This window comes from Bradyrhizobium sp. WSM3983, assembly GCF_000473045.1.
In the GTDB taxonomy this organism is placed as follows: Bacteria; Pseudomonadota; Alphaproteobacteria; order Rhizobiales; family Xanthobacteraceae; genus Bradyrhizobium.
In genome coordinates, this window is sequence record NZ_AXAY01000037.1 from 1 (window position 1) to 14,884 (window position 14,884).

Sequence of the window (14,884 nt, forward strand, 5' to 3'; positions counted from 1 at the left end):
CTTCCATCACCACGCAACCCTGTGCATCGCAGCCTATGGCTTTCTGATCGCCGAGCAGGCGACGATTCCCCCCTCAGGACCACGTTCCGCCCCGTCAGTCCCGGTACCTCGCTTACCCGACGATTATCGACCGAGAGGCTCCGCCCACGCGGCCTGAACGCCACGTCCCGAACTCGATCGCAACCATGCGCGCCCGATTGATCCGCATGCTCATTAAAACCTTGCCGCGATGTCCATGCTGTGGCATCGGCGCAGCATCCAATGGACGACGACGCCCATGACGCAGTAAGATTAGCGCAGCGTAACCCACCTCTTTGGTTTCCGCGGAAACAGAAGTGGTGGGTTACGCTGCGCTAACCCACCCTACAATTCTGCGATTGCTCAGCCCGCCAGATCCAGCTTCGACGCCACCGTCGAATCCGCATTGAGGCGGTAGATGATCGGCACGCCGGTGGCGAGCTCGCGCTTCAAAATGCCTTCGGGCGACAGCTTTTCCAGCACCATGATCAGCGCGCGCAGCGAATTGCCGTGGGCGGCAACCAGCGTGCGCTTGCCGTCGAGCACAGCGGGCAGGATCTCCTGGACGTAATAGGGCAGTGCGCGCGCAAGGGTGTCCTTGAGGCTTTCGCCGCCGGGCGGCGGCACGTCGTAGGAGCGGCGCCAGACATGCACTTGCTCTTCGCCCCATTTCTTGCGTGCGTCGTCCTTGTTGAGGCCAGAGAGATCGCCATAGTCGCGCTCGTTCAGCGCGAGGTTCTTCGATGTCGGCAGACCGGTCTGGCCGAGCTCGTCGAGGATCAGGTCGAGCGTGTGCTGGGCGCGCGTCAAGACCGAGGTGAAGGCGACGTCGAACACGAGGCCCTGTGCCTTCAGCTTGCGGCCGGCCTCCTTGGCTTCCTTCACGCCGAGCTCGGTGAGGTCAGGATCCTTCCAGCCGGTGAACAGGTTCTTGAGATTCCATTCGCTCTGGCCGTGCCGCACCAGCACGAGAAGACGTTCGCTCATTGACTGCTTTCCGTTATCTGTTTCGTTCAGATGTCAGCGAGGCCGAGCACGTCGGCCATCGAGTAATGCCCCGGCTTCTTGCCGTGCGCCCACAGCGCCGCCTTCAGCGCGCCGTGCGCGAACAGCATGCGGTCCTCGGCGAGATGCGACAGCGTCAGCCGCTCGAACGGGCCGAGGAAGGTCACGCTGTGCTCGCCGGCGACGGTGCCGCCGCGCAAGGAGGCAAAGCCGATCGCGCCCGGCTTGCGCGCGCCGGTGATGCCGTCGCGGCCGCGTTCCGCATTGTCCTCGAGCGAGATGCCGCGGCCGGCTGCGGCCGCCTGGCCCAGCATCAGCGCGGTGCCGGAGGGCGCATCGACCTTCATGCGGTGATGGGTTTCGACGATCTCGATGTCAAAGCTCTCGTCGAGCGCCTTGGCGACGCGCTTGACCACCGCGGCAAGCAGATTGACGCCCAGGCTCATATTGCCTGATTGCACCACGACCGCGCGGTTGGTGACGCTCTTGATCACGGCATTATCCGAAGCCGAAAGCCCGGTGGTGCCGATGACATGGACGAGCCCGCGCTGCGCCGCGATCGCGACATTGGCGATGGTCGCAGCCGGCACGGTGAAATCCAGGATGCCGTCGGCGTCTTTCGACATCGCCCAGAGGTCGGCCGAGAGTTTGATGCCGTTGGCCGGCAGGCCCGCGAGCACGCCGGCATCCTTGCCGAGCAACTCCGAACCCGGCGCCTCCAGGGCTCCCGCGAGCACCGCGCCTTCGGTGTCGGCAATCGCTCGCGCCAGCGCCCGGCCCATCCGGCCGCCGGCCCCAGCAACAATCAAACGCATATCGGCCATGGTTCACCCTCTCCACGCCCTATAGCGGGAGCGGGCCGTTCCGGCAACCGATCAGACCTTCAAAAGGCCCGTGGAGAGGGTCCCCCAGAACGCAGGCGCAGCACTAGAGCATGAGCTCGAGGTCTTTCCTGAGCACGACCTTGCCATCGCGCTCGACAACGTAAGTTGCCTTGTAGGAGCCACGTTCCCAGCCCCCAGGAGGTCGCTTCTTCCCCGCGAAGAGCATGAATTGCGCCTTGTTGGCCTGAAGTGGTGCAGACCGATTTTCCGCAATGACGTTCTCGAGGGGATCCTTGATGACCAGCCATTGCGCATCGCCTGCCTTCAGCCCGATAGCCCGCACGAACGCGACGATCGCCATCGAACTGACAGACGGCATTTGGCTCTCGGCACTGCCGTCCTCGACGAGTTCCATCGTGACCGGCCCCGTCGTAAAGCCCGCATTGAGGATGGCTCGTTCCCGATATTCGAGTTTCGAGCGGAGGGCTGCAAGCCAGAGGGATTGACCGCCCTCGCAAGACTCGGGACGAACGCCATACGCAAAGGGATCGACGACCACGCCATTATGCCTCACGGTGAAATGCAGGTGAGGATACTCCGTGAGGCCGGAGAGTCCGACACGGCCGATCGGCTGTCCAAGGTCGACCTTGTCTCCAGACTTGACCAACACACTGCCGGTGGCCAAGTGACAGTACTGGGTTTCCCACTGCTCCGGATGTTCGATGACGACGCCATTGCCGCATTCGGCCTCGCGTACCGCTTCGCGTCCCGATTTTGTGAAAGCGCCGTCCGGAGCGTCATTGCGGGTACGAATAATGCGGCCGCCTGCCGCTGCGCGCACTTCCACGCCAGCTTTTTGCACGGCCAGTGAGGGCAGACGAAAGTCGGTGCCGTTGTGGTCGTCATAAGTCAGCGTGCCGCACTTGTAATCTCGCGCCGACCGAGACGGATCGATATCCGTGTAGTTCTGGATGTAGCAGGTACGGCCAAGCTCGCAGGCAACCGGAAGCGCCAATTGAATGTTCTGGGCATCGGCATGGAAGCCGGTCCCAGCCAATGCCAGGGCAGCGAACGCCCGGTAGAAGAAACCTGCGCAGCTCATGCGCCTCGACATCAGGGCCCCGTACTCAGTCAGGCGAACGCTTGTCAGCCGTCCGCAAGCCCATCGGACCCTCTTCGTCCAATCGACCGTCGGAGGCCGACCGGCTCACCGTGTTCTCGCGTCTGCCAGCGCCAAAAGGCGACTGTGTGAGATGATACAGAAGAAAGAACTCCGACTGTCGATTGATCCCTAATTTGAGCATGATCCTCTTGGTGTAGGTTCGCACCGTTGCCTCGGTCAGCCGCAGCTCGGCTCCAATATCGCGAGGGCACTGGAATTGAAGAATCCTGGCGACGATTCTTTCCTCAGCCCAGTTCAACCCGAAGGCAGATCCAATGCAGTGCGCACCCTGCACGTCATCGAATTGCGGCACGACAATGAGGGCCTGTCCCAGCTTGTCATGCGTTGGAACAGCGCCGATCTTGGCGAAGGCGAATTGCTGGCGATCCATCGAGAGCGGTACCGTAGTGTTGAGCCCTCCATGAGTCCCGCTCTCGATGAGCACCTTCCCGATTGCCTCCCGCAAGCTCTCGGTCACGGAACCGCATGAGCCAGCGAGCCTGCCTCCGTCGATCCTTAGCAGCTCGCGCTTGGCAAGCAGCGCTCGTCCACCACGATTGACCGCGCAAATGTGCAGGCCCTGGTCCGCGACGATGGCAGGAAAGGTCAGCTCTTCAAGCCAGAGTTGCGGATCGACACGCGCCGGCGTTTGTCGGGCAAGTGAATAAGCAGCCTTCCATAATGGGCGCACGGTATGCGCCAAACCGGGAATCTCGGCTGCCGCAAGCGGGGCCGGTCGCCATCCGGCCACGAATACGACCGTGGCTCGCTCATCGGAAGCAAACCTGCCAATGACCGAATGACTCTTCACCGGGGGTTGCGCGCCGATCAACTTGCGGACGAAGGAGGTCCGGGAATTGATCGGCTCGAGCGAGGCGACGTCCTCGGCGATGCCCTTGCGCGCAATTCGCTCAACCATCGTCGTGCATGACGGGTCGGTCGGGGCGTCTCCGATTCTGACTTCTTCCAGCCCGGAGGAGGATATCAAGGCTACGTAGCAGCTCCGGCAACCGAGCAATTCCGCCATGGCCCTCGCGAAATATTCCATTGCGGCCTGTTGCGGGCGCAGCTCCGGACAAGGCCCTGATGGACCAGGTCCGTCACTGCCTTGCTTCGAGGCGCGCTCGACGCAATCGGAATGAAAATCATCCTGTGCGGAAGGTAGTGCCTTACTGCACTCATGCACGGTCGCCTCCCTCGTAGGCCGGCCCACCCCTTACCAGCGCTTAATTCTCCCTGAACGCACGGTTGATCCGTAGCGTCATCGGCTGCAAAAGATATTCCGCAAAGGTTCGTTCCCCGGTCTCGACAAATATCTCGACAGGCATTCCAGGCATCAATGTGGAGATGTAGGAGGCCGTCGGTGCGTTGGGGTCCAGCTCAACCTCGGCCAAATAGGAGCTCTCGCCGGAATGGGTATCGGTCAGCGCGTCTGCCGCAACGCCGACGACCCTTCCCTCGAGCATCGGCCGGCGACGGATGTTCAGCGCGTGAACCCGCACACGCGCCATCTGTCCGACGTAGACCTCTTCCCGATCGGCAGGCTTCAATGTCGCCTCGATGACAAGCCGATCTTGCGTCGGAACGATTTCCATAAGGGTTTCCCGAGGTCCAAGCACGGCATTGAGGTCCCTGCTGTTGAGGCCGACGATCCTTCCACTTTCCGGGGCACGCAATTCAGACCGGACAAGCTGGGCACGCAACGCGGCAATTCGATGTCTGAGGTCGCCGATTTCCTCGCTCGTCGCATGCCGCTGCTTGGCGATATCCTGATTTTGGTTGAACCCCAGCTGCCGGCGTCTGTCCTGCAACTCCGAGATTTTGCCCTGCATCTCCGAAATTGACGCGGCATTGCGATCGACCTGTCCGGCGGCCTCGGCTTCGGCGCGTCGCAACGCCAGCACACGTGGTTTCCGGGCGAGGCCCTTTGCCAGGAGATAGCTCGTGTCGGCTATCTCTTCTCGCAGCAGTTTGAGTTGCTGTTCGAGTCCTTGAGTGTTGCTCTGCAGGCCGCGGATGGCGTCCGCGTCTTGCAGCATCTGCTGATCGATCACCTTGCGCTCGTTTTCGATCGCGGCCAGTCGCGCGGCAAATTCAGCCTCCTGGGTTTGAATGGCGATACGTGCGGAGAGACGGGTCGCACTTTCCCGCAATTCGTCCGGAAACCGGATTGACTTCGCGGCGTCTTGCTCCGCCGCCAACCGGGCCTCCATCGCCAGGTCAGCAAAGAACTTCGTTTCGAGGGAACCAAGGGTCGCTTCGATCTGCGCGGTGTCGAGCCGTGCAATGAGTTGACCGGCTTCGACGTGATCGTTTTCCCGGACATAGATCGATTTGATGATTCCGCCTTCCAGATGTTGCACCGCCTTGCGCTTTGAATGGACCTTGATGAATCCTGGTGCCACGACGGCGCCGCGGAGCGGAACCGTGGTTGCCCACAAGCCGAAGCCGCAAAATTGCAGGACGAGCAACACACAGCCCCAGGCGATGATCCGTCGCATGTCGGATCGCGGTCGCTCCGTCGACCACGTCTTCGAGCCGAGGCCGGCAACAGGCGCGGAAATCGCGGAGGCATGACCGATCTGCCTCATGGAAGGACCCTCCTGCCTGGCAGCTTCTGAGGTTCGACATTGCGAGGGAGCCCAGGCGAACCCGGTACCGGTGCCGGCCGCTGGGCGCGAAGAACCTCAAATGGCGGTCCGAAGGCGACCTGGTTGCCGTCCCTCAACAGCAGCACAGCATCGGCGATGGTCAACAGCCGCGGCCGGTGGGTGACGATCACCGACGCTGCGCCGCGCGCTTTGGCCGATTGAATCGCGGAGCACAACGCTTCTTCGCCATCCGGGTCGAGATTGGCATTGGGCTCATCCAACAGGATCAATTTGCGATTGCCGAAGAAAGCGCGTGCAAGACCGATGCGCTGACGCTGGCCGCCGGATAACCTGCTGCCGTCGCGGCCGATCTCGGTCTGGTAGCCGGCCGGAAGGGACAGGATCATCTCATGCGCCTGCGCGAGCATGGCCGCGGCGACGATGGCCTCGTCCCGTGCGCCTTCATCAAACCCGGCAATGGCTTCGGCCACCGTTCCATCCAAGAGCTGCACGTCCTGGGGGAGATAGCCGACGAATTGCCCAAGCTGGTCGGGATCCCAGTTATGGAGTGCTGCGTGGTCCAACCGGATCGTACCGCTGGTCGGCCGCTCGAGGCCTGCCATCAAGCGCAGCAATGTGGATTTTCCAGCGCCGGTCGGTCCGATCACGACGACAAGTTCGGAGGGCCGGCATCGAAAGGATATGCCCCCGAGAATGGGACGCTGCGTCCCGCCAATCCGGAATGTCACCCGTTCGACCTGGAGAATGCCAGATGGCGGCGGAAGCAACGTCTTCGGCGCACGCGCAAGAACCGGCATCGCGGCGTTGCAGACTTGCGTCCAGGCGTCCTGCGCAGATGCCAACGCGCGCCAAGCCGAGACCAACCCCTCCATGGGCTGCAATGTGCGAGCTATCAGGATTGAACTCGCGATCAGACTGCCGGACAGCACTTCGTTCTGGAGCACGAGCCAGGCACCGGCGCCGATTGCGGCAATCTGCAGGATGGTCCTGACCATTCGTGCGGCGGCCGTAATCGTGTAGATGCGTTCGCTGGCCCGCACCACCGGAGACAGGGCTTCGTCATTGAGGTTCATGAACGCGCGGATGGCGCCTCGGGTCCAGCCCATCGCCCGCACCACGCTGGAGTGCCGGAGGATTCCATCGAGCATCGCCTGCGTCTTCAACGCGGCCTGTGAAGCCTGCGCAATTTCCTCGCGCGCGATCCAGTGGCTTGCAACGCCCATCGCCAACAGGACCCCCACCCCGATCAGGGCTATGATTCCATACCAGGGGTGCAGGAAGAACAGGATGAGAATAAACACCGGGAGGAATGGAGCATCTATCAGCGATGTGACCGTTCCGCTCGACAGGAAACTTCTCAACTCGCGAAGCTTGACGAGATCGTGCGGTCGGCCGTCGCCCGGCGCCGTGCCGATGATGCTGCCTTCAAGGATGATCGGCGCGAGGCAGTGCTCGAACCCAACCGCGAACCGGCTCAACAGGCGGTTACGAAACGTGTCGAAGGCGGCGCTGAAGGCGATAGCGCCCACGGCGATGACGGTAAGGCCGACAAGCGTCTCAACGCTACCGCTGCTGAGCACACGGTCGAACACTTCGATGGAATAGAAAGGCACGACCAGCAGCAGCAGGTTTACGGACACGCTGAAGCAGACGATCCACACCAACGCGAATCGTCCCGGAATCAAGGTCACCAGCAATCTCTGTCCAGATGCTGGGATCGCACCACGGTTACGCGAATCCATAACTTGCCGGCACTATCACTGATTGAAATCATGCAGAGGACGGGGCGGCCTGACAGCCGCCCCGCTGCTAATCGACGCTAGACAACTTCGATCGCCGTATAACCGGCGGCAGTGTTGATGTCACCGATCGACTCGAACGGCGTCGCACCGCCTGAGACGCCGTCGAGCTGGATTGTGCCGAAGCCGAAATCCAGCACGGTGTTGGTGCCGTCGTCGGCCACGACGACCGTGGCCGGGTCAAAGCCTGCCGGTGCATCGACATGAACGACATCGCCGTCAGCAGCACTGAGATCAGTGACCTCATCATTGCCGAAGTTGGTCGCCGTGCCGTCACCGAAGTTGTGCGTATCGGTACCTCCGCCGCCCGTCAGCACATCGTCGCCGAGCCCGCCGCTGAGGACATCGGCGCCGTTGCCGCCGCTCAACTCGTCATCGCCGGCTCCGCCATTCAGGGTATCGTTGCCGGCCCCTCCCGACAGGGAGTCGTTCCCATCTCCACCATTCAGGACATCGTTGCCATCGCCGCCGGCCAGAGTGTCGTCTCCGGCGTCGCCATTGAGCGTATCGTTGCCGGTTCCGCCGCTGAGTTCGTCATCTCCGGCACCGCCGCTCATGGTGTCGTCGCCGGCACCGCCGGCCATGAGGTCGTCTCCGGCATCGCCGAACATCGTATCGTTGCCGGCGCCGCCATCCATGAGATCATCGCCCGCATCGCCATGCATGGTGTCGTTGCCGGCGCCACCGTCCAGCGTATCCGCGCCGGCGCCACCATTCAGGATGTCGTCGCCCGCGCCGCCATTCAGCAGGTCGTTGCCAAGTCCACCGTTCAGCGTGTCGTTGCCGGCGTCGCCATTCAGGGTGTCATCCCCGAGGCCGCCGTTGAGTACGTCGTTACCGTCGCCGCCGTTCAATACGTCATTGCCGGCGTCGCCGCTCAACGTATCGTCGCCTGCGTCGCCCCACAGGGTGTCGGCACCCGCGCCGCCATGGACGTCATCATTGCCGTCACCGCCATGGATGCTGTCGTCGCCGGCGTCACCAAAGAGGTGATCGTCGCCGGTTCCACCATCGATTGCATCGTTGCCCGCGTTTCCATGGATGGTGTCCACGCCGGCATTTCCGTTCAGCGTATCGTCGCCCGCGCCGCCATTGATCGTGTCATCGCCATCGCCACCGGCGATCGTGTCGATACCGGCATTTCCATCCAAGGTGTCGTTGCCGGCACCGCCATCGATGACGTCGTTGCCCGGGCCGCCGCTTACGGTATCGTTTCCGTCGAGAGCGGTGATCGTGTCGTTGCCTTGCAGACCGTTGATCTGATCGTCCGCAGCCGTGCCAACCAGCGCATCGTCGCCTGCTGTTCCATTGATGAGTGCCATGGTTTCCGCTCCCTTTACATGGAAATGCGCGACGCGGGTCGCATGCGGCCCGTCGTGGACGTCGCAGATTTCGGGTTTGGCTTGATGCCCATCACCGATCGATGTGGGCTCCGATCAAGCAACCTTGGATGAAAGGAGAGAGATGCAGCAATCCCCATTTGGGGACAAAAGAATACGGCAAGCTGGTAGACCCAATGACGGCGACAGTCTTCGTCTCAGGCCCGAACGGCTCTCACTCGTTCAATAGAATGAGTCCGTCAGGTGATGTCGGTGAGTGCGATCGGAGATGTCCCCGACGCTCTCCCGATCGCGTTCGATCATCGTACGCGCGTTCTGTCCGCGAGAGCCGGATGATACTCGCGTCAATCCAGGATAGGCTCTCGTGACAATCCGCCTTCAGGGCTGCGGGCCGTCATAGCCCTCGATGATGATGAGGTCGGCGATCGCGTGCGGCTGGCGCACCTTGATGTTGGCCTGGTATTCCGGCGAGTTGTAGCAAGCGATCGCGGTCTGGTAGTCCGGGAATTCGATCACGACGTTGCGGGTGCGGCTGGCGCCCTCGACCGTGGTGAACTTGCCGGCGCGGACAACGAAGCGGCCGCCCCATTTCTTGAAGATCGGACCGTTGGCGACCGCGTAGGGCTTGTAGCCCTCGTCATTGCTCACGTCGACGCGCCCGATCCAGTAGCCTTTTGCCATTGTTCTTCTCCTTGGTTGTTGTTGATTAGCCGAGCGCCTGCGCGATCTCGGCCTGGATGGCGTCAGCGATCGCCCTTGGCTCCGTGGCTTCCACCACCGGCCGACCAACGACGAGATAGTCTGCACCGGCGCTGATCGCACGACCAGGCGTCATGATGCGCTTCTGATCGCCGGTTGCCGAACCCGCCGGGCGAATGCCGGGCGTGACGAGATGCATCTGGTGGCCGACGACCTTGCGCAGGCTCCCGACTTCCTCAGGCGACGACACGAGGCCGTCGATACCGAGCACCTGCGCCTGCTGTGCGCGCGCTTCGACGAGTTCGGAGACGCCGAGCCGGTAGCCGGCCGCATGCAAATCGTCCTCGTTGTACGAGGTCAGCACCGTGACCGCGAGGAGCTTCAGCTTCGAGCTGCCGCGGCCTTCGACGGCGCCCTTCATGGTCTGCGGATAGGCGTGCACGGTGAGGAAGGTCGCACCCAGCTTCGTGATGCTCTCGACGCCTTGCGTCACGGTGTTGCCGATGTCGTGCAGCTTGAGATCGAGAAAGACCTTCTTGCCCTTGTCGGCAAGCCTGGCGACCAGCGGCAGTCCGCCGGCATAAGCGAGGCGATAGCCGATCTTGTAGAAAGTGACGCTGTCGCCGAGCCTTGCGATCATCGCCTCCGCGGCATCGACGCTGGGCAGATCGAGCGCAACGATCAGGCGGTCCTTTGGGGCGATTTCGGTTGGCGTCATGTCACCTCACATCATGCGTTGGGAATTGTCGATCAACTGCCGCACCATCTCCTTCATGGCGTCGATATCGCCCTGGTTCTTGAGCCTGTCCATATCGTCATAGGCCTGATCGGCAAAGGCGAGGGAGAGCTGGCTGGCAATCACATTGGCGTGGCAGGAGGTCAGGATCAGCCGCAACGCCTGCAGCGCGCGGGCGGCGCCGAGCCGGCTCTGCGAAGCACCGGCGAGCGCGAAGGCGCGGTTGCGGAACACGTCACCGCGCGCCTCGTGCAGCTCATGCACGCGGCTGACCCAGTCGATCGCGTTCTTCAGCAGCGGCGGCACCGAGGCGTTGTATTCGGGGGAGACGATCAGCACGCCATGATGCGCGCCGATCATGCGCTTGAGATCGATCGCGTGCTTGGGCACGCCGGATTTGGCCTGGAGATCGCCATCGTAAATCGGCAGCGGAAAATCGGCGAGCGAGACGCGGGTGACGTCAACGCCGGCCTGGGCGAATTCATACGCCGCGACCGCAGCCAGCTTCGCGTTGTGCGAGCCGGTGCGCAGCGAGCCGGGAATGACCAGGATTTTCGGGGCTGACATCCAATCCAATACGTTCGGCGAAACGAGCCCGCCGCGCATAAAAGGAAGCCGGCGGAATTAGTCCTTGCGATACACCCAGACGCGGGCCGGCGGAAGGTTCATCCAGATCCGTTCCGAGGCCTCTGTGGACACGCCGGGCAGCGATTTCGGGATCGGCGGCACCACCGCATAGGTGAACTGGACGAAGGGCGCACCGGGCGCGAGCGCCGTGAAGGCGTCACGAATGAGCCGAAGGCGCGTCAGCATCGGTTTTGTCACCAGCGGCAGGCCCGAGACCACTGCGGAGGCAGGCGCGCTCAGCACGTTCCAGAGCGTGTCGCGCAGGCGATAGGCATCGCCCTGCACCACCTTGGCTTGCGGATAGCGGTCGCGCAAAAGCGCACAGAAGCCGGGATTGTATTCGACGAGGACGAGGCGCTTCTGGTCGACGCCGCGCTCGACCAGCGCCGAGGTGATGGCGCCGGTGCCGGGCCCAAGCTCGACCACCGGAGCATCCGAATCGACGTCGACGTAATGAGCCATGGTTCGGGCGAGCAGCTTGCCCGACGGCATCACCGCGCCCATGTGGAGGGGCTTTTCGATCCACGACCTGAGAAAGCGCACCTCGTCATCAAGACGGGGCTTCTTCAACGCACGCGCGGACGACGGCAATGGCATGTCTGGACCGGACGGGACGAGACCGCGTGACCGCGGCGTGTCAGAAAATGGTCATAAACAGGTATAGGCCGAAGGCGGCACGGTCAAGACGGCTCAATTCGCCCGATTACCGAAGAAATCCTTGACCTTGGTGAAGAAGCCTTCGGATTCCGGCTGGGTGTTGCCAGAAGAGAGCTTTTCGAACTCGGCCAGCAATTCCTGCTGTTTCTTGGTGAGGTTCTGCGGAGTCTCGACCACGACCTGCACGTACATGTCGCCCATCTGACGCGAGCGCAGCACCGGCATGCCCTTTGATGCAATGCGGAATCGGCGGGCAGACTGGGTTCCGGCAGGGACCTTCACCTTGGCCTTGCCCTTGTCGATGGTCGGCACCTCGAATTCGCCGCCGAGCGCCGCGGTCACCATCGAGATCGGCACGCGGCAATGCAAATCGGCGCCGTCGCGCTGGAAGAACTGGTGCTGGGCCAGCGACAGGAAGATGTAGAGGTCGCCGGGCGGGCCGCCGCGGACGCCGGCTTCGCCTTCGCCGGCGAGCCTGATCCTGGTGCCGTCCTCGACGCCCTGGGGAATGTTGACCGACAGATTCCGCTCGCGGGTGACGCGACCCTGGCCCGAGCAGGACGGGCAGGCGTCCTCGATCATCTGGCCGCGGCCCTGGCAGCCGGGGCAGGTGCGCTCGAGGGTGAAGAAGCCCTGCGACTGCCGTACGCGGCCGGCGCCGCCGCAGGTCGAGCAGGTCTTGGGCTTGGTGCCGGCCTTGGCGCCGATGCCCGAACAGGCCTCGCAGGTGACCGAGACCGGAATCTCGATCTGCGCGGTCTTGCCGCCGAAGGCTTCCTCGAGAGTGATTTCCATGTTGTAGCGCAGATCGGCGCCACGCTCGCGGCCGCCGCGGCCGCGCTGTCCGGCCATGCCGAACAGATCTTCGAAAATGTCGGAGAAGGAGGAGGCGAAGCCCGCGCCGAAACCGGCGCCGCCGCCGGGACCGCCTTGCTCGAAGGCGGCATGGCCGAAGCGGTCATAGGCCGCGCGCTTGTCCTTGTCTTTCAGGACCTCGTAGGCCTCGTTAATTTCCTTGAACTTGACCTCACTGGTGTTGTCCCCGGGATTGCGGTCGGGGTGAAACTTCATCGCCAGCTTGCGGAACGACGACTTCAGGACGGATTCGTCAGCGTCGCGTTCGACTTCGAGGGTTTCGTAATAGCAGCGCTTGGTGGACGTGGACATGTCGGACTCGGTCTATCCAATCGCGATTTCAAGTCGGAGCGAAACAACGTCGCCACGCGACGATATAGGCAGCCTTCCGCGTTACGGCAGAGGGCCGCATGGCAGCGTTGAGCATAGCTATAGGGAATTGATCGATCGTAACGGGCAAACCGCCCGTCGAGCCCGACACGAAAGCCTCCCCCCTGAGGGGAGAGGCCGACTGAGCGTGTGGGGTCCAAGCCGTCCGCATCATACCCTCTCGGGGCTTATGCGGACTTCTTGTTGTTCTTCTCGTCGTCGACTTCGGTGAATTCCGCATCGACGACGTCGTCCTTTGCAGCGTCCTTGGCCGCATCGGCCTCGGCCTGCTGCTTGTACATGGCTTCGCCGAGTTTCATCGAAGCCTGGGCCAGCGTGTTGGTCTTGGCCTTGATCGCCTCGGCATCGTCGCCCTTCAGCGCTTCCTTGAGGTCGCTGACGGCGTCCTCGATGGCGCGGCGCTCGGTCTCGGCGACCTTCGAACCGTGCTCGGCCAGCGCCTTCTCGGTGGAGTGCACCAGCGCGTCGGCATGGTTCTTGGCGTCGACCGCCTCGCGGCGCTGCTTGTCGGCCGCGGCATTGGCCTCGGCGTCCTTGACCATCTTGTCGATGTCGGCTTCCGACAGGCCGCCGGAGGCCTGGATTCGGATCTGCTGCTCCTTAGCAGTCGCCTTGTCCTTGGCCGAGACGTTGACGATGCCGTTGGCGTCGATGTCGAAGGTCACCTCGATCTGCGGCATGCCGCGCGGAGCCGGCGGAATGCCCATCAGGTCGAACTGGCCGAGCATCTTGTTGTCGGCCGCCATTTCACGCTCGCCCTGGAAGACGCGGATGGTGACCGCGTTCTGGTTGTCCTCGGCGGTCGAGAACACCTGGCTCTTCTTGGTCGGGATCGTGGTGTTGCGGTCGATGATGCGGGTGAACACGCCGCCCAGCGTCTCGATGCCCAGCGACAACGGGGTCACGTCGAGCAGCAGCACGTCCTTGACGTCGCCCTGGAGCACGCCGGCCTGGATCGCGGCGCCGATCGCCACGACTTCGTCCGGATTGACGCCCTTGTGCGGCTCCTTGCCGAACAGCTGCTTCACGACTTCCTGGACCTTCGGCATGCGCGACATGCCGCCGACCAGAACGACTTCACCGATCTCGCCGGCGGTCAGGCCGGCGTCCTTGATCGCCTTGCGGCAGGGCTCGACGGTCTTCTGAACGAGGTCGTCGACCAGCGCTTCGAACTTGGCGCGGGTGAGCTTCATCGTCAGATGCTTCGGGCCGGTCTGGTCCGCGGTGATGAAGGGCAGGTTGATCTCGGTCTGCGTCGTCGACGACAGCTCGATCTTGGCCTTTTCAGCGGCTTCCTTCAGGCGCTGCAACGCGAGCTTGTCGTTGCGCAGGTTGATGCCCTGCTCCTTCTGGAACTCGTCGGCGAGATAGCCCACGAGACGCATGTCGAAGTCTTCGCCGCCGAGGAAGGTGTCGCCGTTGGTCGACTTCACCTCGAACACGCCGTCGCCGATTTCGAGAATGGAAATATCGAACGTACCGCCGCCGAGATCGTACACGGCGATCGTGCCGGCCTTGGTCTTGTCCAGACCATAGGCGAGCGCTGCCGCAGTCGGCTCGTTGATGATGCGCAGCACTTCAAGGCCGGCGATCTTGCCGGCGTCCTTGGTGGCCTGGCGCTGGGCGTCGTTGAAGTAGGCGGGAACGGTGATGACCGCCTGGTCGACCTTCTGGCCGAGATGCGCTTCCGCGGTCTCCTTCATCTTCTGCAAGATGAAAGCAGAAACCTGCGAGGGCGAGTAGGTCTGGCCGTCGGCCTCGACCCAGGCGTCGCCGTTGGAAGCCTTCACGATCTTGTACGGAACGAGCTTCTTGTCCTTCTCGACCATCGGGTCGTCGTAGCGGCGGCCGATGAGGCGCTTCACTGCGAAGAACGTACGCTCCGGATTGGTCACGGCCTGGCGCTTGGCAGGCTGGCCGACGAGGCGCTCACCATCGTCCGTCACGGCGACGATCGAAGGCGTCGTGCGCATGCCTTCGGAATTCTCGATAACCTTGGCGTTCTTGCCATCCATCACGGCGACGCACGAATTCGTGGTGCCGAGGTCGATCCCAATGACCTTTCCCATGGTCCTGATATCCTTGTTTTTGCGGCAGGTCGGCTGGGCCCAGAAGGCACCCGAACCGAACCCCCTAAGATCAAACATCCGCGATATTGCG

At 62.8% G+C, this 14,884-nt stretch carries 13 protein-coding genes and 1 pseudogene; 1 reads left to right on the top strand and 13 read right to left on the bottom strand.

What is annotated here, in order from left to right; genetic code table 11:
• Positions 1-157, top strand: a pseudogene (locus YUA_RS52100) (IS701 family transposase); the annotation flags it as partial.
• 224 nt (positions 158-381) lie between these two features.
• On the opposite strand, the gene YUA_RS0135645 reads toward YUA_RS52100, so the two are convergent.
• From YUA_RS0135645 to dnaK, 13 genes are all read right to left on the bottom strand, one after another.
• Positions 382-1,005: a 2,3-bisphosphoglycerate-dependent phosphoglycerate mutase gene (locus tag YUA_RS0135645; protein ID WP_027534952.1), complete on the bottom strand. Its 624-nt coding sequence runs from the start codon at positions 1,003-1,005 to the stop codon at positions 382-384.
• A 26-nt stretch (positions 1,006-1,031) separates the two neighbouring features.
• On the bottom strand, positions 1,032-1,847 hold the full coding sequence (gene dapB / locus YUA_RS0135650) for a 4-hydroxy-tetrahydrodipicolinate reductase (RefSeq protein ID WP_027534953.1): 816 nt from the start codon (positions 1,845-1,847) through the stop codon (positions 1,032-1,034).
• 103 nt (positions 1,848-1,950) lie between these two features.
• Positions 1,951-2,961, bottom strand: coding sequence for a M23 family metallopeptidase (locus YUA_RS0135655; RefSeq protein ID WP_245285344.1), 1,011 nt, complete (start codon positions 2,959-2,961; stop codon positions 1,951-1,953).
• 13 nt (positions 2,962-2,974) lie between these two features.
• A complete protein-coding gene (locus tag YUA_RS0135660) occupies positions 2,975-4,036 on the bottom strand; it encodes a helix-turn-helix transcriptional regulator (protein WP_245285345.1) in 1,062 nt (353 codons plus the stop codon).
• Positions 4,037-4,235: 199 nt separating this feature from the next.
• Positions 4,236-5,600: an HlyD family type I secretion periplasmic adaptor subunit gene (locus YUA_RS0135665; protein ID WP_027534956.1), complete on the bottom strand. Its 1,365-nt coding sequence runs from the start codon at positions 5,598-5,600 to the stop codon at positions 4,236-4,238.
• Positions 5,597-7,312: a type I secretion system permease/ATPase gene (locus YUA_RS0135670; RefSeq protein WP_245285346.1), complete on the bottom strand. Its 1,716-nt coding sequence runs from the start codon at positions 7,310-7,312 to the stop codon at positions 5,597-5,599. The genes YUA_RS0135665 and YUA_RS0135670 overlap by 4 nt, the downstream gene beginning before the upstream one ends.
• A 128-nt stretch (positions 7,313-7,440) precedes the next feature.
• Entirely contained in the window at positions 7,441-8,742 is a 1,302-nt protein-coding gene (locus YUA_RS46090) for a calcium-binding protein (protein ID WP_027534958.1), read from the bottom strand.
• 396 nt (positions 8,743-9,138) lie between these two features.
• The gene (locus YUA_RS0135680) at positions 9,139-9,441 is read right to left on the bottom strand and encodes a DUF1330 domain-containing protein (RefSeq protein WP_027534959.1); all 303 of its coding nucleotides are present in this window, start codon (positions 9,439-9,441) and stop codon (positions 9,139-9,141) included.
• Positions 9,442-9,466: 25 nt separating this feature from the next.
• Positions 9,467-10,177, bottom strand: coding sequence for an orotidine-5'-phosphate decarboxylase (gene pyrF / locus YUA_RS0135685; RefSeq protein ID WP_027534960.1), 711 nt, complete (start codon positions 10,175-10,177; stop codon positions 9,467-9,469).
• Positions 10,178-10,183: 6 nt separating this feature from the next.
• Entirely contained in the window at positions 10,184-10,762 is a 579-nt protein-coding gene (locus YUA_RS0135690) for an NADPH-dependent FMN reductase (RefSeq protein WP_027534961.1), read from the bottom strand.
• Positions 10,763-10,819: 57 nt separating this feature from the next.
• On the bottom strand, positions 10,820-11,419 hold the full coding sequence (locus YUA_RS0135695; RefSeq protein WP_027534962.1) for a class I SAM-dependent methyltransferase: 600 nt from the start codon (positions 11,417-11,419) through the stop codon (positions 10,820-10,822).
• A 93-nt stretch (positions 11,420-11,512) separates the two neighbouring features.
• A complete protein-coding gene (gene dnaJ / locus YUA_RS0135700) occupies positions 11,513-12,646 on the bottom strand; it encodes a molecular chaperone DnaJ (protein ID WP_027534963.1) in 1,134 nt (377 codons plus the stop codon).
• A gap of 245 nt (positions 12,647-12,891) precedes the next feature.
• Positions 12,892-14,793: a molecular chaperone DnaK gene (gene dnaK / locus YUA_RS0135705; protein ID WP_027534964.1), complete on the bottom strand. Its 1,902-nt coding sequence runs from the start codon at positions 14,791-14,793 to the stop codon at positions 12,892-12,894.
• Positions 14,794-14,884: the final 91 nt, after the last annotated feature.

Coding starts and splice junctions, on each gene's coding strand:
- dnaK (WP_027534964.1), bottom strand. CDS start 14,793: ATGGGAAAGGTCATTGGGATCGACCTCGGCACCACGAATTCGTGCGTC.
- pyrF (WP_027534960.1), bottom strand. CDS start 10,177: ATGACGCCAACCGAAATCGCCCCAAAGGACCGCCTGATCGTTGCGCTC.
- YUA_RS0135655 (WP_245285344.1), bottom strand. CDS start 2,961: ATGTCGAGGCGCATGAGCTGCGCAGGTTTCTTCTACCGGGCGTTCGCT.
- YUA_RS0135665 (WP_027534956.1), bottom strand. CDS start 5,600: ATGAGGCAGATCGGTCATGCCTCCGCGATTTCCGCGCCTGTTGCCGGC.
- dnaJ (WP_027534963.1), bottom strand. CDS start 12,646: ATGTCCACGTCCACCAAGCGCTGCTATTACGAAACCCTCGAAGTCGAA.
- YUA_RS0135695 (WP_027534962.1), bottom strand. CDS start 11,419: ATGCCATTGCCGTCGTCCGCGCGTGCGTTGAAGAAGCCCCGTCTTGAT.
- YUA_RS0135660 (WP_245285345.1), bottom strand. CDS start 4,036: ATGGCGGAATTGCTCGGTTGCCGGAGCTGCTACGTAGCCTTGATATCC.
- YUA_RS0135645 (WP_027534952.1), bottom strand. CDS start 1,005: ATGAGCGAACGTCTTCTCGTGCTGGTGCGGCACGGCCAGAGCGAATGG.
- YUA_RS0135690 (WP_027534961.1), bottom strand. CDS start 10,762: ATGTCAGCCCCGAAAATCCTGGTCATTCCCGGCTCGCTGCGCACCGGC.
- YUA_RS46090 (WP_027534958.1), bottom strand. CDS start 8,742: ATGGCACTCATCAATGGAACAGCAGGCGACGATGCGCTGGTTGGCACG.
- YUA_RS0135680 (WP_027534959.1), bottom strand. CDS start 9,441: ATGGCAAAAGGCTACTGGATCGGGCGCGTCGACGTGAGCAATGACGAG.
- dapB (WP_027534953.1), bottom strand. CDS start 1,847: ATGGCCGATATGCGTTTGATTGTTGCTGGGGCCGGCGGCCGGATGGGC.